Here is a 26,331-nt window from a genome sequence, read left to right as displayed (position 1 = left end):
CACTCCCTTCCCGACAATGCCCGGTCCTCGCCAACGGCGAGGACCGGGCATTGTTCGTTCCGCACCGTCGATTGGTGAACGTCGCGCCGGCACCGATACTGGGACAGTGACTATCGCGGATACTCCTTGCGTGTGGTTGACCACCCTTCGAAGCGACGGCTCGCCGCACACGACTCCGGTCTGGTTCTTACTGCGTCAGAACACATTCTGGATACCGAGCGCCGAGCAGAATCGGAAGGTTCGGAACCTGCTGGACGATCCTCGGGTCTCGTTGGCAGTCGACGGATCCTCTCACGACCCGTGGGTCGCACAGGGGTTCGGGACAATTCATCACAACGTCGGCGAGTTCGGCGATCTCCTGAAACTTTTCGGCGAGAAGTACGACGGCTGGGATGCCGCAGACGAAACTCGTGAAGGTCCGCGAGTTCTCGTGTCGGTTCCGGTGACGCGATGGCTACTTCGACCGGACTGACAGACAGTGCCGGTTCAGCCCGAAATGTCGTGAATGACATACTTGTAGTTCATCTCTCGCAGAAATGGACTCTCACACATGGCACGCACGGCACATCACAGGCGCGGCATCACCGGCGTCACCATCGGCATTGCTGCCGTGATCGTGCTGGGAGGTTGCGCCAATTCCAACGCCGACGCACCCGAAACATCTTCTCTCGGTTCGGGAATCGGATCCGGCGTCACGACGACGGTATCAGCCGGAACTTCGGCTCCCTCGTCCGCCGCAATTGAAATGCTGGCACAGATCCCCATCAAGGGACGCGCACCCAAGACCGGATACGACCGCGCACTGTTCGGTACCGCCTGGACCGACGACGTCACCGTCGAGTTCGGCCACAACGGCTGCGATACCCGAAACGACATCCTGCGGCGCGACCTCACCGACCTGACATTCAAAGACGGCTCCAAAAGCTGCTCGGTCCAAACCGGTACGCTCCGTGACCCGTACACGAACAAGACCATCGCCTTCACCCGCGGCCAGGACACGTCTTCTGCAGTCCAGATCGACCATGTTGTCGCACTCTCGGACGCCTGGCAGAAGGGCGCGCAGCAGCTCGACACGCAAACGCGAACCAATCTGGCCAATGACCCTCGAAACCTGCGCGCTGTCGACGGGCCCACCAACCAGAAGAAGTCGGATTCCGACGCGGCGTCGTGGCTGCCGCCCAACAAGGCCTACCGCTGCAAGTACGTGACTGCTCAAGTGGAAGTAAAAGCGGCATACGGTTTGTGGGTTACCCAAGCCGAACACGACACCATCGCAGACATTCTCGCGACCTGCTGAACTCTTGCGGTGATCAGCGACATTTGATCAGAGGACTCCGATCAGCGACCTTTGATCAGATACCGCACAATCGCCATCCCGAGCGCGAGGCCCAACACGGTGGCCAGCGCTGCAACCAGACCGTGGCCGGTCAGTGCGACGAACACACCGGTTATGACTGCGACGACGGCAATGATCCCCGCGTCCACTCTGCTTTGACCACGTTCAGGCATGGCACTCTCTCGTGCTGTCAGGTCCGTCCGCTCCCCTCGTAGCGGACGGACCCAGCGGCAATCTGTCGAAATGCGCGAACTCTGGTGGCCTCACCGGGCTGACTTTGCGGGCGGTCCTGCGAGGCCGGCACGTCCCCCGGAGCCAACTCACATCGGTTCACGAAGTCCGTACCTTCGCAGAATATACCGATTGGTAGGTAATTACTGAGGGCTAAAGTCCCTGGTCATGGACTCATGCGACGAGTGGTCGAAAACTCGAGACGAACGAGCGCATCCGCGAGCCGAGCGTTAAATCGAGATGGCAGAGGGCCGTGGTCACGTCCAGAGGTCCATCTCGACATAGAGCGGAGACGTCTAGGACCCGAAAAGCGATCCCAGATCCAACGATCCGACTGACGACACTCTCTTCCAATCAGCGCAATACGCGGTGGTGAAGCGAGAATCCGTCAAGAGAATGGTGACTGTCGCCGGTTCGAGGGTGCTTTCGAACTCGAGGACATTCAATTCACCGTCGCCGTCGACTTTTGCCCGACCGTATATGCACGGCATATCAGCTGATACGGGTCCAGACGTCGTGTAGGTTCCCGGCAACACCTCCCACGGCACGTCGAACAGCCCATGACCGGGAATCGTTCCCGGCGCTGCTGAGGCCGCAGACGTCCCGATCATTGCCACACCGACAGCTACTGCTGCAGCGGACGCGAGCAAACTAACCTTGCGCATTTTCCCTACCTTGTTCATACCTGAACCGCAGCGGCGAGTTCGAAGGCTTGTTGACGTAAGAACCCGCGGTTCGCGCAGTTCTTCAACTAACGGTAGTAAAAGGGCACGAGTTTTGGTGAGCTACCTTTTGTGGTTCTGGCCCGATTTCCGTGACGGAGACTCCCATTGAGAAAACTAGGGCACGCCGGCGTTGCGGCTCTCGGCATGGTTCGAACCTGTCATTCCAGTATTCGATCACACAACCGTATTCGAGCCGAAACGTCGACGCTCCCCTGCCGTTTGGGTGACTCAGCCTGCAAGTGAGCCCGTCGGCAGCTTCGAGAAGATGTCCCCGAGGCTTCCGGTTCCACCAGGAGTTTCCGGTTCCGTCGGATCCACCGGCTCGACGACGATGACGCCGGGCACAGCGACGGTCACGGTCTTGTCCGCAGATTCCGAAGAACTGAACTTCTTGGTACCCAAGAACTTTGCGGTGATGCGATGCTCGCCCTGGTCGCGGAACGGCCAGACCAGTTCTGCATGGCCATTGGAATCGACTGTGGCGCTACCGATCTTCGTCTCGCCGTCGAAGAACTCGACCGTGCCCTCACCCGGGTTCGGGTCGATACTCGCCGCAATCTTGACGTCTTCGCCCGTCAGTGCCTCCAGTGCGACAGCGACCGTCGTCTCGGTCTGGTTGGTCGCGAATACCTCGGTAGTCGAGAGGGCGCTGCGTCCCTCGCCCGAAGCAACACAATACCCAGCGGCATTGACCCACCGGGACTCACCGAAACTCATGCTCGTGTCTTTGATCTTGATACTCGGGCTCGTCGCCCCGGCGCGCAGGTGCGTCGTCGCGTTTCCCTCGTCGGACCGAGCTTCGAGTTTCAATTCGACTGCCGGCAAACGAAAGTCCGTGTTGGCCTTGACTTGCAGCCCTTCCTTTGGCTTGTTGTCGTTCGCGCTCGGACCGTCGTTGATTGTCTTGTTGCCGGTACCGGTAATTCGCAGGTACTCACCCGCCGGGTTCGCGTTTCCGTCTGCGCCCACCCGGAGCAGCACCGCAGTCTCGCCGGTCAAGTTCGACGACGAATCACCGACGAGGGAGTACGAAACCAGGGTTGCCCCTTGCGGTAGTGCGATGTCGTACTTGATACGACCGGTGTCCGAATCCGAACTACGCATGGTGCCCGGATGCAGTTTCACTGTGAACTGTTCGCTGGGACGCACGGACGTGGGCGCCGTGACCTCCAGGTTGTCGGAGAACGACGAATCCCAATCGGTGGCGCCGTCGACCCGGCACTTGTGTTCGAAGGAAACTGTTCGCGTCACGGTATCGGAAGCCGCTGCTACCGGAGCGGACACAGCGAGGAGTCCGGCCGCGACAGCTGGTACGACTGCGCAAACAGCCAGAGAACGGGAGTTCATATGTTGCCTTTCAAAAAGACTCGGTCATCGAGTGTTCGGTGAAGTAGGACCGTGATCACTTGCCACCGAGCGAACCTGTGGGCAGCTGCGGCAGAACGGACTCGAGGCTGCCGAGACCACCCGGAGTGCCCGGATCGGTCGGGTCGGGATCGACCGGGCCTGTTGAATCACCGGTCACCGTGAGCATGTGTGCCGCCGACGTGTACTTCGCCTCGTCGCCGGTAGCTGTGAAGACTGCGGTCACGGACTTGGTACCCGCCTTACCGAAGGTCAGATCCAGGCGGGCAATACCGCGAACCACCGGCCGCGGGTCACCGACGGGCTTGCCGTCGACCATGAACTGTACTGTTCCCGTTGCGTTTTCCGGATCGACGTGAGAAGCAAAAGACACCTTGGTACCGGTAGCGGCCGTCGTCGGTCCTTCGAGCGTCGTCACGATGTCTGCTCCAGGTTCGGGATCAACAGGTCCGAGGTCTCCGTCGATTTTCGTGGATGCCAATGCGCCGGCACCGGCGTTGAGGGGACCCGTCTCACCGTCGCGAGGAGAACAGGATGTGGGCGCCCAGATGGTTCCCGCGAGCCAGTGACTTACCTGAGGGAGGAAGGTCAAAAACGACTCCGGCCCGCCGAAAGTACCTGCAGCACCCGAAGTCCGGACATTGGTTTCGACTGCGCCGGACGGCCCGGCCTTTACGGTGATTCTGATCTTCGGAAAGACGATGTTGGTCTCGGCTCCGGACTGAGCGTTGATCGCAAGCCCGCCGTGTGCACCCGACGACGATGACGGACTGTTGCCGATCGCTTCGTTTGCGCCGGACAACCGAAGTATCGGACCGTCCGCTGCGGGAGTGCCGTCTTCGTTGACACGAATCACCGAAGCAGGTTTCCCGGCAACAACATTGCCCGGATCGATGACCGTCGCCGAAATGAACTCCGCGTTGGTCGGAATCGGCAGATCGATCTTCAGACGCGAGATCTTCTTGACACTGGCGCCGCTCACATCGTTCGGGATCTGGACGCTACCCGGATCCACGTCGATGTCGAAGACTTGACCTGGCGCCACGACCGAAGGAGCCGAAACTCGCGCCGTAGCAGGCTTTCCGTCTGACGAAGGACCGGAGAACGCACTCGGAACTGCGCGGCACGTGACCTGAAACGTTGTCGACGTGGTTTCTGCAACGGGCGCCGCGGTCGCCGGAATCACGGCCACAGCGGTTCCACCGGCAAGGAGGCCGGTAAGGAGCGCAGCATTCAGTAGGCGTTTTGACATGATGTCCTCTCGGAACAACCTGATTGACGTTTGCCGCCGAACTGTAACGGAGCCAGCGCCCGAGTTGACCCGTTTTCAATAAACAAAAACCACACAGTAGGTAAATAATTGGTAAGGGTTACTGGTCGTCACATCTGACCGCCACCGCGAGCCTTGCCTCTCTCGATCAATCTCGCAGTTCGAGATTCACTGCGGGGAAACACAATTCGACAGGAATTCGCGCCGTAGCGAGAACTCCGTTCATACTCTACCCTTACGGGAGGGTAGAGTATGAGAACCTCGTCAGGACGGAATCTCATGGCAGTAACCATCGCTTCATCCACCAACGACAATTCGGTTCGGGCCGCGCTCCGGTCACCTCGCCGTCTCAAAACGGAAGTTTTGGCCGGACTGGTCGTGGCGTTGGCACTGATTCCCGAGGCGATCTCGTTCTCGATCATCGCCGGCGTCGATCCGCGGGTAGGACTGTTCGCGTCGTTCACGATGGCAGTGACCATCGCCGTCGTCGGCGGACGACCCGCAATGATCTCCGCAGCTACCGGCGCCGTCGCACTGGTCGTCGCTCCACTGACGCGCGAGTACGGAATCGACTACCTGATTGCGACAGTCCTTCTGGCCGGCCTGCTCCAGATCGTGTTGAGCCTCCTCGGCGTCGCCAAGCTGATGCGCTTCATCCCGCGCAGCGTCATGGTGGGATTCGTCAATGCACTGGCCATCTTGATCTTCATTGCCCAACTCCCCCACCTGATCGATGTTCCGTGGCTCGTCTACCCACTTCTGGCCGTCGCCCTCCTGATACTCGTATTCCTGCCGAAACTGACCAGCGCGGTCCCGGCTCCACTGGTGGCGATCGTGCTACTGACCACCGCCACAGTCGTTTTCGCGTTCAACGTCCCCAATGTCGGCGACGAGGGCGAGCTTCCGTCGAGCCTGCCGACGCTACTGTTCCCCGACGTCCCTCTGGACATGCACACACTGTCGATCATTGCTCCGTATGCATTGGCCATGGCGCTCGTCGGCCTCCTCGAATCGTTGATGACGGCCAAGCTCGTCGACGACGTCACGGATACTCACTCGAACAAGACCCGAGAAGGGTGGGGCCAAGGCGTCGCGAACATCGTCACCGGCTTCTTCGGAGGCATGGGAGGGTGCGCGATGATCGGCCAGACCATGATCAACGTCAAGGTCTCCGGCGCTCGCACTCGAATCTCGACCTTCCTGGCGGGCGTGTTCTTGCTGATACTCGTGGTCGGCCTCGGCGATGTCGTGGCGTTGATTCCCATGGCCGCATTGGTAGCCGTCATGATCATGGTCTCGGTCGGCACTTTCGACTGGCACAGCGTCAATCCGAAGACCCTGCGCCGCATGCCGATCGGCGAGACATTGGTCATGCTGGTCACCGTGGCGGTCACCGTCGCGACCCACAATCTTGCCTACGGCGTGATCGTCGGAGTGATCACCGCGATGGTCATCTTCGCCCGCCGCGTCGCGCATCTCACCGAAGTGATCGACGTCGCTCATCCGGACGAGGACACCCGTGTCTATGCGGTTCGAGGCGAGCTGTTCTTCGCATCCAGCAACGATCTGATCTACCAGTTCGACTATGTCGACGACCCGAAGAACATTGTCATCGATCTGTCCGAGTCGCATGTCTGGGATGCGTCGACCGTGGCGACACTGGACGCGATCACCACCAAGTACGCGGCCAGAGGCAAGAATGTCGAGATCGTGGGGCTCGACGACGCATCGGCCGAGCGCCATCTGCGCCTGTCCGGACGCCTGGGTGACGGTCACTGAGAGTATGGAAGCCCAGCGCGACGAAAGTAGGAGTGATGTCTGAGCCGGAACATGCGGTCCAGGGACAGAACATGCAGATCGGGCAGGTTGCCGAACGCACCGAACTGTCGATCAAGACGATCCGTCATTACGACGAGGTCGGTCTGGTCACTCCATCGGAGCGGACCGCCGGAGGATTCCGCTTGTACACCGAGGCGGACGTCCAACGGCTACTGGTAATCCGACGAATGAAGCCGCTCGGATTCAGTCTCGAAGAAATGAAACAACTCCTCAATTCCCTGGCAGTGCTCGGCGACGAAGCTTCGGACGCATCAACACGAACCGCCGCAACCGAATTCGTCACCGCCTGCCATACCCGGGCGGAAGAAAGCTGCACACACTTACGTAAGCAACTCGCCTACGCCGAAGAGCTGACGGGATTGCTCGCCGACCACAGTCTGAACGGTGAACGGCATTCGTGATCTGCAAGCTGAACTAAGCTGGGTTGATGGCCCGATATTTCGACGTTCACCCGGAAAACCCGCAGCCGCGCGCGATCAGCCAGATCGTCGAAATGCTGCGCAACGACGCGGTCATCGCCTACCCCACCGACTCCTGCTACGCCCTGGGTGCCCGAATGGACAATCACTCGGGCACCGATCGGATCCGCGAGATCCGTCACCTGCGGTCGGATCACCACTTCACGCTGGTCTGTGCCGACTTCGCGCAGCTCGGGCACTTCGTCCACGTCACCAACTCGGCGTTCCGGGCGGTCAAAGCGGCTACGCCTGGGCAGTACACGTTCATCCTTCCCGCCACGAAGGAAGTTCCGCGTCGACTGGCACACGCCAAGAAGAAGACCGTCGGAGTGCGTATCCCCAGCCACCCGGTAGTGCGGGCGCTCTTGCAAGAGTTGGGTGAACCGATCCTCTCCAGCACCCTTCTCCTGCCCGGCGCCGAGGAGCCGATGACGGACGGCTGGCAGATCAAGGAAGAACTCGACCACCAACTCGACGCCGTCATCGACTCGGGTGACTGCGGAACCGAGCCCACCACGGTGGTCGACTATTCGTCCGGCGCCCCCGAGATCGTGCGCGTCGGCGCGGGAGATCCTTCCCGTTTCGAATGATCCCCCCGCCCGTGCCACATCACGGATGGCAACGTGTCACGGCGTCACGATGTCGAACCACAGATCGAAGTCCTCCAGCAGCGAGATGAACGTCTCCAGTTCAGACTGATCTCCCACAGCTTTTGCCGTTCCGGCCTTGATGGATTCGGTGAGCGAGGTCGTTCCCAGATACACCTCGTTGAACACGGCACGGGTCAAGGTCAGAGTCAGGGCGGCCGAAGCATCTGCCTTGTCCGTGTCGTAATTCAGCACGCCGTTGCGCACTGTGACCAGGACGTTGTCAGCAGTGTCCGACAACACGAATCGCAACGACAGGTCGACGTCGGCAGCTTTGGGACCGTCGAGGCGAACTGCCCAGAAGTCCAGCATCTGCTCGAGAGGCATCACGGCGACAACGGCCGGGCCGGTGGGGTTGTTGGACGGCATCGGTGCCAGCGGATGCCGCAATTCCATCGCTCCGACCAGGTAGAAGTTGCGCCACGTACCGTTCTCGGCTTGGTAGCCGAGTTGTTCGTACGTGTCCGCCAACAACTCTCGCGCTTTCTGGTTACTCGGATCGGCGAACACCAGATGGTTCACCAGCTCGGCCGCCCAGCGGTAGTCGCCGTCGTCGAACGCCTGCTTGCCCTTGGTCAGAAGCGCATCGGGTCCGCCGACGGCTTCGACGTAGCGCTTGCCGTTCTCCACCGGCGGATGAGGATTGAGGTGAGCCGGAACGCCGTCGAACCAACCGAGATAGAAGGTGTAGATCGCTTTGACGTTGTGACTGAGCGAGCCGTAGTACCCGCGGTTGTACCACTGCTTTCCGATGGCGTCGGGTACCTCGATCTGGTCGGCAATCTCTACCGGTGTCAGTCCCTTGTTGGCAAGACGCAACGTCTGATCGTGCAGATACTTGTACAGGTCTGCCTGATCCGACATCAGCTTCAAGATCTTGTCGTTGCCCCACGTGGGCCAATGATGCTGCGCAAAAATGATTTCGACGTCGGGGAAAAGTTCCATCGCCAGACGAACGTAGTGCGACCAGGCCTTGGCGTCGCGAGTTTTGGCGCCGCGCAACGTGTACAGGTTGTGCATTGTGTGCGTGACGTCCTCCGCTGACCCGAGCGCCTTGAAATCGGGTAGATAGAACAACATTTCGGACGGCGCTTCGGTGCCCGGCGCGAGCATGAACGTCACTCGCACGCCGTCGATGACTTCTTCGTGTACCGGTTCGGTGATGACGTCGGTCGGCACCGCGAACGTCGACGTGCCGTGCGACGTGGACAGTCCGAGACCACCGGAAACCTGCCCCTGCGGGCCTGGACGCAGGAATGATCCGTACATGTACATTCCGCGACGCGTCATCGCCGTTCCGGCGAGCACGTTCTCGGAGATCGCTTCCTCCGTGAAACTGTCTGGTGCATAGACTTTTACGGCACCGGACTCGATCTCTTCGTCGGTGACAAATCCTTTGACTCCGCCGAAGTGATCGCCGTGGGAGTGTGTGAAGATAATTGCCTTGACCGGGACCTTGGGGCGGTGCTGGTAGTACAACTCCAGCGCAAGAGCGGCTGTTTCCGCGGACATCAGGGTGTCACCGATGATCAACCCGGTATCGCCCTCGATGATCGTCGTGTTCGACAAGTCCTGGCCGATCACCTGGTAGAGGCGATCGGCAAGCTTGAAGAGCCCGCCGCCCTTTCCCATCAAAGTGGCTTGGCGCCAGAGACTCGGGTTGACGGTGTCCGGCGCTTCGCCGTCGGCGAACCCGTAGGCGTCGTAGGAGAAGATGAACTGTCCTTTGTCACCCTTGACCAACCCGCCGTCGATGAGCGGCGCTACCAGACCGCGAGAAATCAGTTCGAAGTCGAATGTGTCATCGAACGGAAGATCACGGAGGACCTGGGCATTCGCAAGGCGAGTCGCTTCGGTAGCGGGCTTGGGGTCGAGTTCGGATGGTGTAGTCATCTTCTCTTACGCTCCTCGGGAACTCGCGGTGTCCTGTGTCTGGATACCGGTTCATCCTCGATCGCCACGTAGTCCTCGCGCATCACCCGGAAGGGATGATCACGTGGTTCGTCCAGCGTTCAACAGCGCAGCAACGAACTCACGCACCAACGTCCGCTCGTCGTTCTCATCCGCCCCCGGCACCATGAGCAGCGAAAGGATCACTCGCACGATCCAGCGTGCTCGTGACGCTGTGCCTGCTCCGATTTCACCGAGCATCGCGACGCCCAGTCCGTTGATGACGTCGGATGAATTGGCAAGTTCACCTGCAAGACTCGCATCACCCGGAGTGAACCATGCAGCCAACGTCGGAGTGCTGCGCACCGCGGACACTGCGGTGAGCATCGCCATTTCGAGACGCTCGCTCGGATCATCGATGGTCGCTACCGATTCCGCGATCGCAGTTCCCAGCCTGCGCGCTTCGCGGTGAACGAATGCAATGTGAAGGGCCTGCCGATTCTCGAAGTACCGATACAGGGTGGCCCGGGAACATCCTGCAGCAGAGGCTATCTCCGCCATACCGACGGCGTTGACACCTTTCTCGACGAACAGTTGCGCCGCACTGTCGAGGATCTTCTCGGCTGCCGCCAAGGCGCGCCCCTCACCGAGCCAGTCGTTGCTCACGGCCGGGTCACCGACATGGGCGCTGTGAGAGGACGGCGCACGTAGTTGCCCGGCGCGTACTGCATCGCGTCGACGTCGATATGGAAATCTGGAATCCGGGAGAGCAACTCTTCCAACGCAACTCGAGCCTGCATCCGAGCTGCCGACGCCCCCAGACAGTGGTGGGCGCCGTGACTGAAGGTGAGAATCTTCTGCGGTCGACGCAAGACGTCCAACTCCGCCGCGTCGGGTCCGTACTTTTCGGGATCACGATTGGCCGCACCGTACATCAGCAGAACCTTACGTCCTGCTGGAATCACTTTGCCACCCAAGGCCACATCTCGCGTCGTGGTGCGTGCCAGTCCTTGGACCGGCGAGGTGAGTCGAAGCAACTCGTCGACCGCGTCGGTGATCAATGCGGGATCGTCCAGCAGGATATGACGCTGGTCGAGGCGTTCGGTCAGCATCGCCACCGAACCACCCAGCATTCCTGTCGTGGTGTCGTTTCCACCGGCCACCATGGTGAAGGCGAAGCCCAGAATCGACAGCAGGCCGGACATGTCGCCGTCTTCACCGAGTCCAGCGGCGAGTAGGTGCGAAATCGTGTCGTCACCCGGTTCGACCTTGCGGCGTTCGATCAGCGAAGCGAAGTACATCATCAACTCACCGGTGGCGGCCTGCGCCGTCGTCGCTGCCGCGGCCACGCCACCTGCCGAATTGGCAGCGACAATGGCTTCGGTCCAGCCGTCGAACTGGTCACGGTCCGATTCCGGTACACCCAGATAGTGTGCGACAACCATCGACGGCAACGGTTTGAAGAGCTCGACGACGATGTCGCCGCTGCCACGCGCTTTCAGCGCCTCGATACGTTCGACGACAAATTCGCGAACCATCGGCTCGACCGCCGATACCTGACGCGGAGTGAAACCCTTCGACACCATGCGCCGGAACTCCGACTGCACGGGCGGGTCCTGCATCACGAACGGCGGATTGTCCTGCATCCCGATCTGTTCGAGTTCACCGTAGACAGTGGTCAATCCCTTTGCCGACGAATACGTCTCGTAGTCGCGAGCGGCGTTGTAGACGTCTTCGTGACGGGTGAGCACCCAGTAGTCGTCCTGCGGCGCAGCTTCCGGCACAACGTTGTGCACCGGGTCGTTCTCGCGCAATGCGTCGTACATGGCCCAGGGCGAACGCCAGGACTCCCCGGTGGAAGGAACAAACCGTGGCGAATGTGACACAGATGTTGTCATGACTCGACTATGAGACAAATTGATAGATGTGTCAACGTTGACGACTAATATTTCTGCGATCAATATCGAGTAACCCGCTTCCACGCGGAGCACTATCGTGTGTCGGGTGATCACGGATCCGAAGAACCACCTGAACAGCTCTGCCACCGGACGCCGCGCCGTGGTTGCGGTCCTACTCCCCCGCGAACATCTCCCCTTCATCAGGGACTGGTGCCTGCACCACATCGAGCAAGGCTGGGAGGTTGTTCTCTACGACAACACCGGTTCCGTCGGGTCCACCCGCAAGACAAGCGCATTCAGCCTCAACCGTTGGCACGGCCGCAGCGAGGACAAGAGAGGCAACTCTTACGGCGCCTTCACCCGATCGATGTCGGACAGTGAAGTTCAGGTCGCATTCCGCAAAGAACTGCACGACCTTCCGGTGACGATCGTCGACTGGCAACCGCGCGACGCGGACGGTCGGATCGTGCACGGACAGGTAGAGGCCTACGTCGATTACGTGAGCCGGTACCGCGACACCGTCGCATGGGCAGCATTCGTCGACGCCGACGAATACCTCCAACACGCACCAGGATTGGACTGGGAGGTTCTACTTGCCGGAGTTACTCAAGCGGGTTCGCACCGCGTCGTTCTCGATGCTCTGGTTTACGAATCCAGGTGGACGCGCGACGGGCAACTGCGAGACGTCGAGGAATTGAAATGCCTTGGACTGCAAAGCCACGGCTGCAAGAACATCGTGAGGCTGTCGGAGATTCTGCGAGCGGACGTCCACTGGGGATGGAAGACAAGCGAACCGGACAGCCTGGTGCGGCCCGACCGATCCCTCTTCTACTTCCGCCATTACCGCGGTTCGGAGGCGGCACTCGACTTCACTCCGCTGCCGAACTTCGGACCCCAAGTCCACGAAGAAGGTGTGGATGTTCCGGCGGCAATTGACGTATCACAGAATTGAATGTGCCTGCAAGACACAGGTATTCAGGTACAGATAAACCTCCGGCCCGCATCCACGAAGGCAATGCCTTCAGAATGCGGGCCGGGGGCCGTAAATCCGGTTCAGCGAAGCAATCAAGCCTTCGGCTGCGAGCTTCCTGCGCCACCGATTGCGCCGAGAAGACCAGCAACTGCGCCGATGCCGACGAGAACGCCGCCCAGGCCTGCAATGATCTTCTGGAAGTCGCCGAGCTGTGCCAGGTCCGTCTTGCTGCTGCCAGTGGTGAATGCCATGTCTAGCTCCTCATCATGGAATGTGTACGCGGTCCGCGCGCCCGGTATGTAACGGCGCTCACAATATACGTAAGACAGCCGAAATTTGAAGCGGTGCCGTTGAGTGGGACGTAACTCACATCTCATCCAGCGGGAACCCACGAGTAACAATGCGCGATTCGGACAACGCTTCGGGAACCGTTGAATGACGAGCAGGAGAACAGCAGTGGGCAAGTTGGATGGAAAAGTGGCCCTGATCACTGGCGCAGGGCAAGGCGTCGGCCAGGGTGTTGCGTTTGCGCTTGCCAAGGAAGGTGCTTCCGTCGCGGTGGCGGGCCGCACTGAGTCGAAACTCGTCGTCACATGTAACCAGATCACCGAACGCGGAGGCCGTGCCGAACCGGTGCTCGTGGATATCGCCGACGCGGGTTCCATCACCGCTGCCGTGGCGCGAACCGTGGAACTGTTCGGCGGCGTCGACATCCTGATCAACAACGCCAGCCTCAACCCGCTCGGCAACGTCCTCGACCTCACTCCGGAGCGCCTTGCCGACGGATTGACTTCCGGTCCCGTCGCGACGCTGCGAACAATGCAAGCCTGCTACCCGTTCATGAAGGAACGCGGCGGCGGGGCGATCATCAACATGGTCAGTTCCGTGGCCGTCCGTTGGGACGCCGCCGGCTACGGCGGATACGCGGCCGTGAAGGAATCCGTCCGAGCCCTCAGTCGCGCAGCAGCGTGCGAATGGGGCGTCGACGGGATCCGAGTCAACGCGGTTGCTCCTCATGCATCCTCGCCCGGGCTACAGCGTTGGGCAGATGCGCGTCCGGAAGAGGCTGCCGCTTTTGTTGCCGGGATTCCGCTACGGAGGATCGGGGACTGCGAAACGGACATCGGCACCGCGGTGGCTTTCCTGGTCGGCCCGGATGCCGCGTATCTGACTGGAGCAACAATTCCGCTCGACGGTGGTCAGTCGCGCTGGGGCTGAGAGCTGGCGTCGTCGAAGGCAAGCACCGCCGACTTGGCTTCGGCGATCGGGCGGCGGAAAACGAAACCGACCAGAACGGATGCCAAAACCAGCGCGGCCAGAACAATGAGCCCGACCATCCACCACATGGTTTTCAGTATGCCCGAACCGACCTCCGCCGGACGCACACCACGGCCGCCGGAAAGCGATGACAACCGCGAAAAGTACTTGACACCAGTCAAATTCCGTTTTGCCCGTTTCCCGAGCTTCCCGATAATCCGTGATCGAGGACACAGTTTCGGATACCGAACCGGGACGAGAGCGTGACTGGAACCGCGCCTCGGTGCATCCTGTCAGGTATGGAATCCGCTGTTTCGGCCGAACCCGCCGACGGAAGCACCCTCACACACCCGTGGGGCGGGACAAGCAACATCACCGACCTCGGCGGTGATGTTCACTGGATCGACTTCGGCGGTCCCAGCGGAGCGCCGCCCATCGTGCTCGTTCACGGTCTGGGCGGCTCGCACCTGAACTGGGTGCGGGTGGCACCGACGCTGGCGGCGCGCACGCGTGTGTACGCACTGGACCTCGCCGGATTCGGACTCACCTCTGCCCGTGGGCGGCACACCGGCGTCGACGCCAACGCAGCACTCCTGAATCGCTTTCTCGAGACAGTAGTAGGTGAACCTGCCGTCCTGTTCGGCAATTCGATGGGGGGAATGGTCTCGGCAATCTCGACCCATGCCAATCCCGAATCAGTTGCCGGCCTGGTGCTGGTGGATCCGGCGCTCCCACTGCCCGTCCAACTTCCCGATCTGACCGTCGCCGCCCAATTCGCGCTCTACTCGATGCCGTACGTCGGTGAGCAGGTTCTCGGCTTCGGACGCCGGAAGATGTCCGACCGGCAGTTGGCCGCTCAGATGACCAGATTGTGTTTTGCCGATCCGACGCGAGCAGACCCCGCGGTCCTCGACGCGGGCGCTGCCTTGACTGCGATTCGTCGCGGCGAACCCACTCAGGATGCCGAGTTCCTGCAGGCAGCACGGTCACTGTTGATGACCCTCGCCCGTCCGGCCGCCTATCGAAAGACACTGCGAGAGATCACGACTCCGACACTCCTGATGCACGGCGATCGCGATCGTCTTGTCCCGGTCGAGGCTGCACGGGCAGCTGCTACCGCACATCCACACTGGACCACCATCATTCTCGGCGACACCGGCCACACCCCACAGTTGGAGATTCCGGACGAGTTCACCCGTCATGCGCTCGCGTGGCTCGATCGCACGGGGCTGATCACGAGCTGACACGTACCGGCACCACACCCGTTGAACGGCCTTGTCGATCGAGCAAGTGCCCCATCAACTTCGGCGTATCAAGGACGATTCGGCGATCGACTACGTCGGCAGGTCCGGCCCACCGGTAAGCGCGAACGGTCAAATACTCCAAAGCTCTCGAGCCCTGGGAATGTGTCGGGGTACGCGCGTAGCGTGAGATTCGCGCCTTCCTCGGCCAAGCATTTGCGCGACCCGTACTTGTGTATCCGTTTCGGTAAAGGAGAGTTTCAGATGCCCGCACGCACAGCGCTCGACGGAACACCCTGTTGGATCGACCTCACCAGCTCCGATACCGAGGTCGCCAAATCCTTCTACACCAACGTGTTCGGTTGGCAGACTGACACAAACGACGACCCGCAGTACGGCGGCTACGCGATCTTCAGCAAAGACGGGCAGCCCATCGCCGGGCTCGGACCTCAGCAGGAGGGAAACCCGTACGGCAACGTCTGGACCACCTACATCTCCTCGACTGATGCGGCAACGTCGGCGTCCAAGGCCGAAGCCGCGGGCGGAATGATCATGATGCCGTCGATGCAGGTCGGTCCCCAGGGCAGCATGGCGATCGTGGGCGATCCTGCCGGTGCAGTCGTCGGTATCTGGCAGGCAGATCAGCACCACGGCTTCGGTCTGGTCGGCGAGGCCGGAGCCCCGGTGTGGCACGAGACTTTGTCCAAGAACTACGCCGCGGTCCTGCCGTTCTACACCGACGTGTTCGGCTGGACTTACGAGTCCATCGGCGACAGCGACGAGTTCCGGTACTCACAGGCCAAGCAGGGCGACACCGTCGTCGCCGGTTTGATGGATGCCAGCTCGTTCCTCCCGGCAGAGGTGCCGTCGTTCTGGCAGGTGTACTTCGGGGCGGACGACACCGACGCGGCCGTCGCCAAGGTCGTCGAATTCGGCGGCAGCGTCTTGCGCGATCCCGAGGACACGCCCTTCGGCCGTCTCGCGTCGGTGGCCGATCCACTCGGTGCCAAGTTCCAGATCTCCACGATCATGGAGTGAATCTCCGCGCAGAGGCCGCACCGGCCCGCGGTCTCTGCGCGCTGATCATCTGGAAAGTCCCGATTTGACCGCACGGATTTGAACACTCGCCCAGAAGGTATGCAGTTTTCTGCGTCCAACGCCTAATCTCATGGGATGCCCGCCCCCGCCCCTCTCCTCGATGTGTACTCGCAGCCGACTCTGTCGACGCTTGCGCCGTCGGTACTCGCTTCTCTCGGAGTGAGCGGCGAAGCGAACCGTCTCGATCTACAGCCCAGCCAGAAGACTGTAATTCTGCTGGTAGACGGGATGGGCGCGAACTTGCTCGCCCGCAACGCCGAACACGCACCATTCCTGAACTCACTGATCGGAACGCCCATACGGGCAGGATTCCCCACGACGACGGCCACCAGCATCGTCTCGTTGGGGACCGGGCTGCCCTCGGGGGCGCACGGAATCACCGGTTACCAGTCTTACGTCGAAGAAGCCGATTCGGTGTTCAACTGGCTGGGTTGGCACAGCGCGGGCAAGAAGGAATCTCAGACCGACTCCATCGTCCCGGAGACCCTGCAGCCGCAGGCCACGACCTTCGATCGTGCCGCGGCCGCCGGCATCACCGTCACTACCGTCGTTCCGTCCAAATTCGACGGCAGCGGCCTCACCCGGGCGGGAATGCGCGGCGCCCAGTTCGCCGGAATCCAGGCATACGGAGACCTCCTCGCTCGCACCGTGGCCGCGTCGAAATCTGCCGACCGTACGTTCACGTACTGCTACATCAGCGAGATCGATGCACTCGGCCACGTCTACGGCCCCGAGTCCGAGCCGTGGATTTTCCAACTGATGCTTGTCGATCGACTGGTCGAGCAACTCGCCGCCGCTCTCGGTCCGGACGTGAGATTGCTGGTGACGGCAGACCACGGAATGGTCGACGTGTTGGACGAGAACAAGATCGACTTCGACAACACTCCGATTCTGTCCAAAGATGTACTCGCTCTTGCCGGTGAACCTAGATGTCGTCACATCCACACCCGAGAAGGCGCTGCACAAGATGTTGCGGACCGCTGGCGCGCCGAACTGGGTGACCGCATGTGGATCGGGACGAGATCCGAGGGCATAGTCGCAGGATTGTTCGGGCCTGCAGTGCATTCCGAGTATCACGGCCGGATCGGTGATGTCATCGCCATTGCGTCCGGGGACGTGGCCGTCGTACGTCGATCTGTCGAATCGGGACTGTCCGGCCTCCGTGGACAGCACGGCGCCCTCACTCCGGACGAACTGCTGGTACCGCTCTTGTCCTCAGGACAACAGTAGGGCCCGAGCCCGGCGAATCTCGGGAACACCGACGACCTTGCATGCGCCCAACAGGACGACGGCACCGACGGCCGCACCCGCCGACAATGAAATAACAGCAGCAAGCCTGGGCTCGGGAACTCGGTTCTGAACCGCCACCACCAAAGCCAGCGCACAACAACCTGCCAGAATTGCCGCCGCCGAAATCCTTCCGACGGTGGCCTGTACGCGACGGAATCCCAACAGCCCATATCGCTTTCGAAGCAGGATGTGGCCGAGCGCCGCTCCGCACACGTAGGAGAACGAGCCCGCCGCACAGACGGCCAGGAACAGCGTTTCGTCACTCGCGGACAGTGACGCAAGTAGAACGAGCGCTGTTTTGACTATCACCATCACCAGCGCGATCACCGCGGGAGTTCGGGTGTTGTTGTCGGCGTAGAACACTCGAAGCTGAAGCATGACCATCGCAAAAGGCACCAGCCCGAATGCACTGACCGCAACGGCCGTCCCGATCAACCGGGCACTGCTGCCGTCGACCCGGCCGAAGAAGATCAAGGTGGTCAACGAGGGGCCGAACACCATGAGCGCCACCGTCACCGGAATCAGCGCCACCACTGAATACCGGGCTCCCCGGCCGAGATCGGATACGACGCCGACGTCGTCACCCGCAGCAACCGACCTGGCGATCCGCGGCATCAGCACCGTCAACAACGACACACCGAGAATGCCGTACGCCACTTGAAACAGCAGATCCGCGTGCGTGTACATCGAGTAGACGTGACGGGAGAGAGTGACCTTCATCGTCACCCACACACCGATCTGACCGGCAACGACGTACACAAGTACCCAACCGAGCAACGGCGCCCCGACGCGCACCGGGCGCCAGGTGTGCGGTACGACCCGCACGCGAAGGCGCCACCGAAACCCGTTGCGGTGCAGCGCTCGAGCAACGACGGCGGTTTGCGCCACGATCCCGAGCAGAGTGCCGATACCGATCACCAGAACCTGCGCGGTGGTCATCGACTCGGGAGTCAGAGTAACCGGCCCCGGGATGCACAGGAAGACCGCGACCGTCACCAGAAGGACGACGTTGTTGATCACCGGGGCCCAGGCCGGCGCGCCGAACACTGATCGAACACTGAGTACTGCCGTCATCATCGCCGTGACGCCGTAGAAGAAGATCTCCGGCAGAAGCAAGTACGCGAAGAGCGTCGTCAACTCTCGTTGAGCCGGATCATCGATCACGGCCGAGACCAGAGGCGGCGCGCACACCACCGCCACTACCGTCACGAGCGCAAGAGCAAGCGCTCCGACGGTGAGAACGCGCTGCGTCTGCTCTCGTTCGAGCGTCCGCCCACGACTTCGCTGCCGTGTCAGATACGGAAGCAGAACGCTGGCGAGAATCCCGCCGAGGAGGAGCTGATAGACCATGTTCGGGAAGCTGTTGGCCGCGTTGTACGCATCACTGACCAGGGCGATGCCGAGGACCGCGGCAAGGGCAAGGGTGCGGACGAAGCCGGTGATCCGACTGACCGTGCTGGCGAGCGCCACTTGCCCGCCCATCTTCGCCAAGCTGCCGCCTGTCACACCCGTACGTTCGGACTCCCCCGCACTTTCGACCATCTGGCCAGGGTGCCACAGCGCGAGGTTCGACGATCTGGACGGAAACGGAAGAGCGCCCCGAACCGTGGGGTTCGAGGCGCTCGTCACGAGAGAAGATCAGGCTGATTCCGCTCCAGCCAACGGCGGCATGACGACAACCTGGCCGGCGAAGGACAGACCCGCACCGAAGGCGAGAAGCAATGCCTTGTCGCCCGGCTTGCACTGGCCGTCGCGCAGCATCTGCTCCATGGCGAGCGGGATCGAGGCCGCGGACGTGTTGCCCGTCTCGGCGATGTCGTTGGAGACGGGGAAGCCCTCGGGCAGCTTCATGCTGCGAGCGATGACCTCGTTGATGCGCTGGTTTGCCTGGTGCGGCACAAAAGCGTCGATGTCCTCGATACCCAGCCCCGACTTCTCCAGGGTGCGAGTGGCGACCTTGCCCATCTCGAAGGCAGCCCAGCGGAACACCGCGGTACCGGCCATCTTGATCCACGGCCGAGGTCCGGTCGGGTTCTTGGTGTAGTCGAGCCAGCTCGGCTCCTGAACGATGGCGTCGGACTGGCTGCCGTCCGAACCCCACTCGACCGGGCCGATTCCGACGGTATCGCTCGGGCCGACGACAACTGCGCCTGCGCCGTCACCGAAGATGAAGCGAACGCTGCGATCGGTGGGCTCGGTGGCCTCGCTCATCAACTCGACGCCGACGACGAGTACGTGATCAACCGTGCCGCCGCGAACGAGGTCGCTGGCCACGGCAAGGGCGGTACAGAAACCGGCGCAGCCTGCCGCGACGTCGAATGCAGCCGGACCCTTGATGCCGAGCTCGTGGGCGACGATGGACGCAGCCTGAGGAGTCTGCAGGTCCCACGTCGACGTCGCGATGATCACGGCGCCGATCTGCTCGGGAGCAATGCCGCTGACGTCCAGTGCTTTACGGGCCGCGCTGATCGACATCGCGAGGATGCCTTCACCTTCGCCGGAGAACCGGCGCGACTTGATACCCGATCGCGTCTGGATCCACTCGTCGGTGGAATCGATCAGCTCGCAGATCTCGTCGTTGGTCACGACTCGCTCCGGGCGGTGAACGCCGAGCCCGAGAAGGACGGACTGCCGACCTCCGGCCACACTGGCAATCGGCTTACCCATTGATCGATCTCCTCGTTGGTTTCTGGTGATGACGCGCATTCGACATCACACGTTACGTACAGGACATAAGCCCCTGCCTCTCAGGTCACCGTTCGATCACGGCAACAACATGAGGCTGGCTCACATTACGCTTCGGTCAGGTATGTAGTCCAGATCCACGATCAGGCGCGTAAATGAGCTAGAACTGCCAAAACACGACGATGCCCGCTTTCGGAAGCCGACAGGCCGAGTTTTGCGAAGATATTTCCTATGTGCTTGCTCACAGCAGTGTCGCTGACGACCAGTTTCCTGGCGATTTCCTGATTTCCCAGCCCCTCCGCCATCAGTCCGAGAACCTCGGACTCGCGTGGGGTCAGTGATCTGATCGGATCGTCGGCGCGTCGACGGCTCATCAGTTGGGATACAACCTCGGGATCCATCACGGTTCCGCCGTCGACGACCCGGTTCAATGCGTCGACGAACTCGGCTACCTTGCCGACCCGTTCCTTGAGCAGGTACCCGACCCCGCCGGCGCCTCCTGCCAACAATTCACCGGCGTAGCGATCCTCGACGTACGCGGAAAGGACCAGGACGGGAAAGCCCGGGCGAAGCTTGCGCACCTCGATCGCCGCTCGAAGCCCCTCGTTGGTGAAAGTAGGAGGCATCCGGACGTCGAGCACCGCGGCGTCGGGGGCGGTCTCCTCGAACACCGTGAGGAACTGTGCGGCGTCGGAGACGGCAGACACCTCGAAGCCCTCTCCGCGGAGCAGCAGTGCCAGCCCCTCTCGCAGGAGAGCGTCGTCCTCGGCAATCAGAATCCGCATGGTAGTTCCACCCTCATCGTTGTCGGTCCACCCTCCGGGCTCTCCAATACTGCGGTTCCTTCGAAAGCCTCGACCCGGCGTCGGATACCCGCCACGCCGCCGCCCGGGCGTTCGTTCGCGCCGCCCTGACCATCGTCGATCACGTCGATGAGCATCGTCTCACCCAACGAGTCGTCCGACGCCTCCGTCCGTGCCGTGACGGTGACACTGCGCGCTCCGCTGTGTTTTGCGACGTTGGTCAAGGCCTCGGCGACGACGAAGTACGCAGCAGCCTCGACGGCAGCCGGGGCACGGCGGAGTTCGTCGATCTCGAGTACGCAGGGCACGGCGGAGCGCCCGGCGAGCGCGGAGATCGCGCCCTCCAGACCCAACTCGTCGAGGATCGGCGGGTAGATGTCGTGCACCAACGTCCGGAGTTCGCTCAACGCCTCGGTGGCCGCATCCTGGGCACGATGCAGTTGTGGCAGAGCCTGGTCCGGATTGTTCTGCAACGACCGCTCGGCCATCCCCAACATCATCACCACCGCGACCAGACGGTTCTGCGCGCCGTCGTGCAGATCCCGCTCGATGCGCTTGAGTTCGGCCGAATGTGCGTCGAGCGCCGCAGCGCGGCTGGCCGTCAGGGCGGTGACGCGCTTCGAGAGGTCCGAACGCGTGTCCGGCGCAAGCAAAGTCGTGGTCGACCAGCTGATCCACTTCGCCATCGCGGGGACCAACCACCACGCGATCAGGAGGTACAGGATGCCGATCAACGGCATTCCGGCAGCGCCCAACCACGACGTCACGGGGTACGGATTGTTGACGGGTTCACCGGCGGGCATCTGCTGCCAGTACAGCGGGACGGCAATCGAATTGAGTGCACCGAGTGGCAGAGCAATGGTCAGCATCGCCGCGACGAAAGCCCCCAGACCATGAATCGACAGCCAGGCCGCGTCGCGCCTGGTCGACTGATCGGTGAGGAACCGGCGCCAATCCCCGAAGGTCGGATTGCCGGGCATCGGTGGGTATCGCTGCAGAACAGGGCGTCCGGTGTACGCAGCCGTTCTCGTGCGGGCCAGACCCGCCCACCACCGGAGCACCCGCACGTACGACGGCAACAGCAACCAGCCGACGATCAGAATCGAGAGCGACAGCAGAATGAGACCGACCATCAGCAAGAACAGGGAGACCACGGCTGCCGCACCCTCGACGAGCACGTACACCGCAGCCCTGGTTCTCTTCTTCACTGCCCCAGCATGCCGCACCTGATGCCGCGATCCACTACAGCTGGCTACACCATTGATTCGGGACCCTGCTGGATGTCGACGAATGCCGAATCTCCATAGCGTTCATCCCATGAAGAATCGACACTCGGTCCTCGCCCCGCCGGCCCCTGGTGCCACGGCCGCCCGAACATCCGCCGTGCGACTCGAAGGCGTCAGCAAGATCTACGGCAACGGCCGCGGCGCCGTGACCGCCCTCGACAACATCAGCCTCACCTTGCCGCGCAGCACCTTCACCGCCGTGATGGGCCCGTCCGGATCGGGCAAGAGCACTTTCCTGCACTGCGCCGCAGGGCTCGATCGACCGAGCAGCGGATCGGTGTGGCTGGGCGACACCGAGATCTCACAGCTGAAGCCGAAGGCCCGCAGCATCTTCCGTCGCGATCACATCGGTTTCGTCTTCCAGGCCTACAACCTGCTCGGCGCTCTCGACGTCGAGCAGAACGTCACGCTCCCCCTACTCCTCGCCGGACGACGAGCCGACAAGCAGTACCTGACCTTCGTCCTCGAATCCGTCGGACTCGGATCGCACCGCAAGCGCAAACCCTCCGAACTGTCCGGCGGTCAGCAGCAACGCGTCGCCATCGCGCGCGCCCTCGTCACTCACCCCGACGCACTCTTTGCCGACGAGCCGACCGGCGCCCTCGACTCCCGCAGCGCCAAGCAGGTTCTGGAGTTGTTGCGCCGGACAGCCGCCGAGTTCGATCAGACCATCGTCATGGTCACGCACGACCCGGTGGCCGCGTCGTACGCCGATCGTGTGCTGTTCCTCGCCGACGGGAAACTGGTCGGGCACATCGACCGCCCGACGCCGCAGCAGATCGCCGAGCGCATGACACACCTCGGGGACTGGTGATGATGAAAGCGCACACCTTTGCGCACCTGAAAGCGCATCGCTCCGGTTTCGTCGCCGTGTTCGTCTCCGTATTCTGCGCAGCGCTCCTCACCTGCGGTCTGGGTGTGCTGCTGGAATCGGGAGTGCGAGGCGGAGTCTCACCACATCTCTACGCCGGTGCCGACGCCGTCGTGAGTGCACCACAGGCGCTCGAGGTCAAGGAAGACGCCGATCAGCCTTTTGCCGAGCGAGTTCTCCTCGACGGCGATACCGTCCGCAAGCTCGATGCCCTCGATGTCACGGTGATTCCCGACATCTCCGTCCCCGTCAGCACCGCCGAGGGCGTCGTACTCGACGCACATCCTTGGAACACAGCACAACTGGCGCCGTACTCGCTCACCGAGGGGCGCGCTCCGCAGAGCCAAGACGAGGTGGTCTCGACTACGGGCGCCGCGCTCGGCGAGCAAATCACGCTGGCTCACGGCGCGATAGCCGACGAGTACACCGTCGTCGGCACAGCTGATTCGGCCTCGGTGCCGTCACCCGACCGTCCGGCACTCGTCTTCCTCGACGACGCAGAGGCCGAACGGTTGTGGCCGCACCAGAACGCTGTCACCGCAGTCGGATTGATCACTCCCGCAGGCATGGATGCTGCCGCTCTCGCCCGCGATGCACTCGCCGGAACCGGCGCGGAGGTCTCGACCGGCACTGCGCGCGGAGGCATCGAATTCCTCGACGCCGGTGCTGCGCGGACCCAGTTGATCGTGCTCTGCGCGTCGTTTGCCGGTCTCGCGTTGATGGTCAGTATGTTCGTCGTTTCCAGCACGCTGTCGCTCTCGATCAACGCCAGACGCCGAGAGTTCGCTCTGCTGCGGGCAATCGGGGCCACCACGCGACAAGTCCACGTCATGATCGGACGTGAAGTGCTGCTCGTTGCTGCTGCGGCGGCAGCTCTCGGCGCGGTGCCCGGATACCTGCTCGCCCGATTCCTGGGTGCACAGTTTGCCGACGCCGGGGTCATGCCCACCGATTTCGCGTTGGCGTACAGCCCACTTCCGGCGATCGCGGCATTCCTGATCTGCGTACTCACTGCCCGCGCGGCAGCGGCGATCGCGGCACGACGACCGGCGAAGCTCGACCCAGTCGAAGCGCTTCGCGAATCCGAAAGCGGCCCGGCGAAACTGAGCCGCGGACGCATCGTCACCGGGCTGATCTTCGGTGCCGCCGGTCTCAGCGCGTGCATCCTCCCCGCTTTCCTGCCCGGCAGCGTGGCAGCCGCTGGAGCCGGTTCGAGTGCACTGTTGTTGATCTTCTCGGTCGCGCTGCTCGGCCCCTTGTTGGTGCGCGGCATCATCAAGGTGATCGGCGGTCCACTGCGCCGTAGTGGGTCGGCGTCCAAAGTTCTCGCTGCCGCCAACGCCGAATCCAATTCGAGACGGCTCTCGTCGGCGGTTGTTCCATTGGCTCTCGCAATCGCACTGGGCTCGGTGCAGTTCTTCAGCCAGAGCACCGTCGCCGCCGAGGCGACCAACCAGTCGATCAAGGGCGTCACCGCCGACCTGATCGTCGGCGCGCCGGCCGGCATCGCTCCCTCGCTCCTCGACTCGATCGCATCGGTGCCCGGAGTGAGTGCGGCAAACCCGGTGGTCCGCAGTCAAGTCCTGCCGGTACCCAGCGGTGAGGAAGGCGGCTCAGCCGACAGCGCGATCGCTGCCCAGGGCATCGACGCCGCCAGCGCCGACGCGACCCTCGATCTCGCGGTGACCGAGGGCGACCTGAGCGCTCTGACCGGCGATACCGTTGCCGTGAGCGAAGACGGCGCCTTCACACTCGGAGCCAAGGTAGGTCAGCGCGTCGACCTCTATCTAGGGGACGGCACACTGGTGCATCCGATGGTCGTCGCAAAATATGGTCGCGGCCTCGGATTCGGGGACGTGACCATGCCGATCGAGACTTTGCGTCAGCACTCCACCGACGCTCTGATCGACACCGTTCTGGTTGCTGCCGAACCCGGACGGTCGGCCGAAGTCCAGCAGTCGTTGCGCTCGTTCCCCTCGATCGCCGCGATGAACCAGGACCAGTTCGGGGCCGCGGGCGAAGATCAGCGTCGTATGCAGTCGTGGGTCAGCATCCTCGCCGTCCTCGTCCTGCTCGGCTATCTCGCAGTCGCCGTCGTGAACACCCTGGTCGCCGCCACTGCCGAGCGTTCCCGCGAGTTCGCGCTCCTTCAACTGGTGGGCTCGCGGACGAGGCAGGTCCGAGCGATGATGCGCATCGAGTCGTTGATGGTGGTGGGAATCGCCGTCGTGGTCGGATCACTGATCGCCCTGCCGCCTCTGATGGGCATCGCCGTAGCGGTGTCCGGGCAGCCGATCCCGGCGATTTCACCGGCGATCTACGGTTCCATCGTCGCGGTGACCGCTGTTCTGGGATTTGTCTCCATCGCGATCCCGACGCGCGCCGCCCTACGCAAGAACCCGATGGACGGAGTGCGTAACCACTGAGTGGCACTACCGTCGTCATCTATGGATGCGGCGGCCTGGGACAAGAAGTACGAAGAAACCGAGCTCGTCTGGGGCGCTCCTCCCAACGAACTGCTGGTGGAATACGCGACGGCCCTCCCCCACGGCCAGGCACTCGACCTGGCGTGCGGCGAGGGCCGTAACGCGTTGTGGCTCGCGACCCGCGGTTGGGAGGTCACCGGCATCGACTACTCGGCCGTCGCGATCGAGAAAGCCCGCACGATCGCGGCCCGCTCGCCCCGATCGGTTCTCGACCGGCTCGACTACCGATGCGGCGACGTCACCGTCGCGGATTACGCCTCCAGGAATGGGCAGGGATACGACTTGGCCCTGCTTCTTTACCTTCATCTGCCCGCACCACAACGCACCCTGGTTGTGAACCGTGCCATAAATTCTCTGAAACCTGACGGAATCCTCATGATTTTGGGGCACGACCGAAGCAACATCGACTACGGCGTCGGCGGACCGAAAGATCCCGAAATCCTTTACACACCAGAAGAATTGATGCAGGAATTCCAAGGAAGGCTCGAGTTCGAGATCGCCGGAAATCCGCACAGACACACCGAAACGGGAATCGCGGTCGACGCGCTTGTCATCGGACGCAAATCCGGTGTTGGCAATGCAAAGAACGGCTAGTAACATGTATTAAGTTACCGACGAGTAATAAACTTCGGGCGGTACTAGGAGTGCTGGACCGCACCACCTCACTGGGAGAAGCAGAAGA

General features: G+C 62.1%; 25 protein-coding genes and 1 pseudogene. 13 read left to right on the top strand and 13 right to left on the bottom strand.

The genetic code is table 11. The features are described from left to right. The first annotated feature begins 16 nt into the window (after positions 1–16). Both B0E55_RS02710 and B0E55_RS02705 read left to right on the top strand, forming a co-directional pair. A complete protein-coding gene (locus B0E55_RS02710) occupies positions 17–472 on the top strand; it encodes a pyridoxamine 5'-phosphate oxidase family protein (RefSeq protein WP_080909026.1) in 456 nt (151 codons plus the stop codon). A 78-nt stretch (positions 473–550) separates the two neighbouring features. Then, a pseudogene (locus B0E55_RS02705) lies at positions 551–1,294 on the top strand (HNH endonuclease family protein); the annotation flags it as partial. A gap of 44 nt (positions 1,295–1,338) precedes the next feature. Here B0E55_RS02705 and B0E55_RS31820 read toward each other — a convergent pair. The 4 genes from B0E55_RS31820 to B0E55_RS02690 all read right to left on the bottom strand — a co-directional run bounded on the left by B0E55_RS31820 (position 1,339) and on the right by B0E55_RS02690 (position 4,909). Beyond that, entirely contained in the window at positions 1,339–1,509 is a 171-nt protein-coding gene (locus tag B0E55_RS31820; RefSeq protein ID WP_020906453.1) for a hypothetical protein, read from the bottom strand. 354 nt (positions 1,510–1,863) lie between these two features. Further along, positions 1,864–2,232, bottom strand: coding sequence for a hypothetical protein (locus tag B0E55_RS02700; protein WP_029537646.1), 369 nt, complete (start codon positions 2,230–2,232; stop codon positions 1,864–1,866). Positions 2,233–2,520: 288 nt separating this feature from the next. Continuing rightward, positions 2,521–3,639 carry an Ig-like domain-containing protein gene (locus tag B0E55_RS02695; protein WP_080909024.1) on the bottom strand — a complete coding sequence of 373 codons (1,119 nt, stop codon included), beginning with the start codon at positions 3,637–3,639 and terminating at the stop codon, positions 2,521–2,523. A gap of 55 nt (positions 3,640–3,694) precedes the next feature. After that, positions 3,695–4,909: an Ig-like domain-containing protein gene (locus tag B0E55_RS02690; RefSeq protein ID WP_080909023.1), complete on the bottom strand. Its 1,215-nt coding sequence runs from the start codon at positions 4,907–4,909 to the stop codon at positions 3,695–3,697. Between the two features lie 297 nt (positions 4,910–5,206). Here B0E55_RS02690 and B0E55_RS02685 point away from each other — a divergent pair, with 297 nt between their 5' ends. The 3 genes from B0E55_RS02685 to B0E55_RS02675 are packed head-to-tail and all read left to right on the top strand — an operon-like array spanning position 5,207 to position 7,814. Then, on the top strand, positions 5,207–6,706 hold the full coding sequence (locus B0E55_RS02685) for a SulP family inorganic anion transporter (RefSeq protein ID WP_019747167.1): 1,500 nt from the start codon (positions 5,207–5,209) through the stop codon (positions 6,704–6,706). Between the two features lie 35 nt (positions 6,707–6,741). Beyond that, positions 6,742–7,167 (top strand): MerR family transcriptional regulator, encoded by a 426-nt coding sequence (locus B0E55_RS02680; RefSeq protein ID WP_019747166.1) that lies wholly within the window; start codon positions 6,742–6,744, stop codon positions 7,165–7,167. 26 nt (positions 7,168–7,193) lie between these two features. Next, positions 7,194–7,814 carry an L-threonylcarbamoyladenylate synthase gene (locus B0E55_RS02675; RefSeq protein ID WP_019747165.1) on the top strand — a complete coding sequence of 207 codons (621 nt, stop codon included), beginning with the start codon at positions 7,194–7,196 and terminating at the stop codon, positions 7,812–7,814. Positions 7,815–7,850: 36 nt separating this feature from the next. Here B0E55_RS02675 and B0E55_RS02670 read toward each other — a convergent pair whose 3' ends face one another. The 3 genes from B0E55_RS02670 to B0E55_RS02660 all read right to left on the bottom strand — a co-directional run bounded on the left by B0E55_RS02670 (position 7,851) and on the right by B0E55_RS02660 (position 11,659). Beyond that, a complete protein-coding gene (locus B0E55_RS02670) occupies positions 7,851–9,764 on the bottom strand; it encodes an alkyl/aryl-sulfatase (protein WP_029254603.1) in 1,914 nt (637 codons plus the stop codon). 99 nt (positions 9,765–9,863) lie between these two features. Next, positions 9,864–10,427: a TetR/AcrR family transcriptional regulator gene (locus B0E55_RS02665; protein WP_021333171.1), complete on the bottom strand. Its 564-nt coding sequence runs from the start codon at positions 10,425–10,427 to the stop codon at positions 9,864–9,866. Continuing rightward, positions 10,424–11,659 carry a cytochrome P450 gene (locus B0E55_RS02660; protein ID WP_080909022.1) on the bottom strand — a complete coding sequence of 412 codons (1,236 nt, stop codon included), beginning with the start codon at positions 11,657–11,659 and terminating at the stop codon, positions 10,424–10,426. The genes B0E55_RS02665 and B0E55_RS02660 overlap by 4 nt, the downstream gene beginning before the upstream one ends. Positions 11,660–11,765: 106 nt before the next feature. Between B0E55_RS02660 and B0E55_RS02655 the strand changes: the two genes are divergently transcribed. Then, entirely contained in the window at positions 11,766–12,611 is an 846-nt protein-coding gene (locus B0E55_RS02655) for a glycosyltransferase family 92 protein (RefSeq protein WP_080909063.1), read from the top strand. Between the two features lie 113 nt (positions 12,612–12,724). On the opposite strand, the gene B0E55_RS31630 is transcribed toward B0E55_RS02655, so the two are convergent. Then, a complete protein-coding gene (locus tag B0E55_RS31630; protein ID WP_019747160.1) occupies positions 12,725–12,883 on the bottom strand; it encodes a hypothetical protein in 159 nt (52 codons plus the stop codon). Between the two features lie 205 nt (positions 12,884–13,088). Between B0E55_RS31630 and B0E55_RS02650 the strand changes: the two genes are divergently transcribed. Next, entirely contained in the window at positions 13,089–13,850 is a 762-nt protein-coding gene (locus B0E55_RS02650) for an SDR family NAD(P)-dependent oxidoreductase (protein ID WP_080909021.1), read from the top strand. On the opposite strand, the gene B0E55_RS02645 is transcribed toward B0E55_RS02650, so the two are convergent. Next, complete coding sequence (locus B0E55_RS02645) at positions 13,832–14,044, bottom strand: hypothetical protein (protein WP_241895992.1); 213 nt, start codon at positions 14,042–14,044, stop codon at positions 13,832–13,834. The genes B0E55_RS02650 and B0E55_RS02645 overlap by 19 nt on opposite strands. 144 nt (positions 14,045–14,188) lie before the next feature. Here B0E55_RS02645 and B0E55_RS02640 point away from each other — a divergent pair, with 144 nt between their 5' ends. From B0E55_RS02640 to B0E55_RS02630, 3 genes are all read left to right on the top strand, one after another. Next, entirely contained in the window at positions 14,189–15,133 is a 945-nt protein-coding gene (locus tag B0E55_RS02640) for an alpha/beta fold hydrolase (RefSeq protein WP_080909020.1), read from the top strand. Positions 15,134–15,394: 261 nt separating this feature from the next. Beyond that, the gene (locus B0E55_RS02635) at positions 15,395–16,168 is read left to right on the top strand and encodes a VOC family protein (protein WP_019747156.1); all 774 of its coding nucleotides are present in this window, start codon (positions 15,395–15,397) and stop codon (positions 16,166–16,168) included. Positions 16,169–16,303: 135 nt separating this feature from the next. After that, positions 16,304–17,458 (top strand): alkaline phosphatase family protein, encoded by a 1,155-nt coding sequence (locus tag B0E55_RS02630; RefSeq protein WP_021333167.1) that lies wholly within the window; start codon positions 16,304–16,306, stop codon positions 17,456–17,458. Here B0E55_RS02630 and murJ read toward each other — a convergent pair. From murJ to B0E55_RS02610, 4 genes are all read right to left on the bottom strand, one after another. Then, positions 17,444–19,060 (bottom strand): murein biosynthesis integral membrane protein MurJ, encoded by a 1,617-nt coding sequence (gene murJ, locus B0E55_RS02625; RefSeq protein ID WP_241895991.1) that lies wholly within the window; start codon positions 19,058–19,060, stop codon positions 17,444–17,446. The genes B0E55_RS02630 and murJ overlap by 15 nt on opposite strands. A gap of 96 nt (positions 19,061–19,156) precedes the next feature. After that, positions 19,157–20,185 (bottom strand): beta-ketoacyl-ACP synthase III, encoded by a 1,029-nt coding sequence (locus tag B0E55_RS02620; RefSeq protein ID WP_003945837.1) that lies wholly within the window; start codon positions 20,183–20,185, stop codon positions 19,157–19,159. Between the two features lie 161 nt (positions 20,186–20,346). Next, on the bottom strand, positions 20,347–20,988 hold the full coding sequence (locus B0E55_RS02615) for a response regulator transcription factor (protein ID WP_003945784.1): 642 nt from the start codon (positions 20,986–20,988) through the stop codon (positions 20,347–20,349). Continuing rightward, positions 20,976–22,214: a sensor histidine kinase gene (locus B0E55_RS02610; RefSeq protein WP_241895990.1), complete on the bottom strand. Its 1,239-nt coding sequence runs from the start codon at positions 22,212–22,214 to the stop codon at positions 20,976–20,978. Before B0E55_RS02610 ends, B0E55_RS02615 begins: the two co-directional genes overlap by 13 nt. 109 nt (positions 22,215–22,323) lie before the next feature. Here B0E55_RS02610 and B0E55_RS02605 point away from each other — a divergent pair, with 109 nt between their 5' ends. Genes B0E55_RS02605 through B0E55_RS02595 form a run of 3 tightly spaced genes read left to right on the top strand, consistent with a single transcriptional unit; the run spans position 22,324 to position 26,243 of the window. Then, positions 22,324–23,106 (top strand): ABC transporter ATP-binding protein, encoded by a 783-nt coding sequence (locus tag B0E55_RS02605; protein ID WP_019747152.1) that lies wholly within the window; start codon positions 22,324–22,326, stop codon positions 23,104–23,106. After that, a complete protein-coding gene (locus B0E55_RS02600; RefSeq protein ID WP_080909018.1) occupies positions 23,106–25,589 on the top strand; it encodes an FtsX-like permease family protein in 2,484 nt (827 codons plus the stop codon). The genes B0E55_RS02605 and B0E55_RS02600 overlap by 1 nt, the downstream gene beginning before the upstream one ends. 21 nt (positions 25,590–25,610) lie before the next feature. After that, the gene (locus B0E55_RS02595) at positions 25,611–26,243 is read left to right on the top strand and encodes a class I SAM-dependent methyltransferase (RefSeq protein ID WP_019747150.1); all 633 of its coding nucleotides are present in this window, start codon (positions 25,611–25,613) and stop codon (positions 26,241–26,243) included. The last annotated feature ends 88 nt before the right edge of the window (positions 26,244–26,331 follow it).

It is taken from the genome of Rhodococcus sp. 66b, from assembly GCF_002076325.1.
GTDB classification, from domain to species: Bacteria; Actinomycetota; Actinomycetes; order Mycobacteriales; family Mycobacteriaceae; genus Rhodococcus_F; species Rhodococcus_F erythropolis.
This window is presented reverse-complemented; position numbering and strand designations above follow the sequence as displayed.

What these genes read in the sequence shown, in the direction of transcription:
- B0E55_RS02710 (WP_080909026.1), top strand. Translation starts at nt 17, where the DNA reads ATGCCCGGTCCTCGCCAACGGCGAGGACCGGGCATTGTTCGTTCCGCA.
- B0E55_RS31820 (WP_020906453.1), bottom strand. Translation starts at nt 1,509, where the DNA reads ATGCCTGAACGTGGTCAAAGCAGAGTGGACGCGGGGATCATTGCCGTC.
- B0E55_RS02700 (WP_029537646.1), bottom strand. Translation starts at nt 2,232, where the DNA reads ATGCGCAAGGTTAGTTTGCTCGCGTCCGCTGCAGCAGTAGCTGTCGGT.
- B0E55_RS02695 (WP_080909024.1), bottom strand. Translation starts at nt 3,639, where the DNA reads ATGAACTCCCGTTCTCTGGCTGTTTGCGCAGTCGTACCAGCTGTCGCG.
- B0E55_RS02690 (WP_080909023.1), bottom strand. Translation starts at nt 4,909, where the DNA reads ATGTCAAAACGCCTACTGAATGCTGCGCTCCTTACCGGCCTCCTTGCC.
- B0E55_RS02685 (WP_019747167.1), top strand. Translation starts at nt 5,207, where the DNA reads ATGGCAGTAACCATCGCTTCATCCACCAACGACAATTCGGTTCGGGCC.
- B0E55_RS02680 (WP_019747166.1), top strand. Translation starts at nt 6,742, where the DNA reads ATGTCTGAGCCGGAACATGCGGTCCAGGGACAGAACATGCAGATCGGG.
- B0E55_RS02675 (WP_019747165.1), top strand. Translation starts at nt 7,194, where the DNA reads ATGGCCCGATATTTCGACGTTCACCCGGAAAACCCGCAGCCGCGCGCG.
- B0E55_RS02670 (WP_029254603.1), bottom strand. Translation starts at nt 9,764, where the DNA reads ATGACTACACCATCCGAACTCGACCCCAAGCCCGCTACCGAAGCGACT.
- B0E55_RS02660 (WP_080909022.1), bottom strand. Translation starts at nt 11,659, where the DNA reads ATGACAACATCTGTGTCACATTCGCCACGGTTTGTTCCTTCCACCGGG.
- B0E55_RS31630 (WP_019747160.1), bottom strand. Translation starts at nt 12,883, where the DNA reads ATGGCATTCACCACTGGCAGCAGCAAGACGGACCTGGCACAGCTCGGC.
- B0E55_RS02640 (WP_080909020.1), top strand. Translation starts at nt 14,189, where the DNA reads ATGGAATCCGCTGTTTCGGCCGAACCCGCCGACGGAAGCACCCTCACA.
- B0E55_RS02635 (WP_019747156.1), top strand. Translation starts at nt 15,395, where the DNA reads ATGCCCGCACGCACAGCGCTCGACGGAACACCCTGTTGGATCGACCTC.
- B0E55_RS02630 (WP_021333167.1), top strand. Translation starts at nt 16,304, where the DNA reads ATGCCCGCCCCCGCCCCTCTCCTCGATGTGTACTCGCAGCCGACTCTG.
- murJ (WP_241895991.1), bottom strand. Translation starts at nt 19,060, where the DNA reads ATGGTCGAAAGTGCGGGGGAGTCCGAACGTACGGGTGTGACAGGCGGC.
- B0E55_RS02620 (WP_003945837.1), bottom strand. Translation starts at nt 20,185, where the DNA reads ATGGGTAAGCCGATTGCCAGTGTGGCCGGAGGTCGGCAGTCCGTCCTT.
- B0E55_RS02615 (WP_003945784.1), bottom strand. Translation starts at nt 20,988, where the DNA reads ATGCGGATTCTGATTGCCGAGGACGACGCTCTCCTGCGAGAGGGGCTG.
- B0E55_RS02605 (WP_019747152.1), top strand. Translation starts at nt 22,324, where the DNA reads ATGAAGAATCGACACTCGGTCCTCGCCCCGCCGGCCCCTGGTGCCACG.
- B0E55_RS02600 (WP_080909018.1), top strand. Translation starts at nt 23,106, where the DNA reads ATGATGAAAGCGCACACCTTTGCGCACCTGAAAGCGCATCGCTCCGGT.
- B0E55_RS02595 (WP_019747150.1), top strand. Translation starts at nt 25,611, where the DNA reads ATGGATGCGGCGGCCTGGGACAAGAAGTACGAAGAAACCGAGCTCGTC.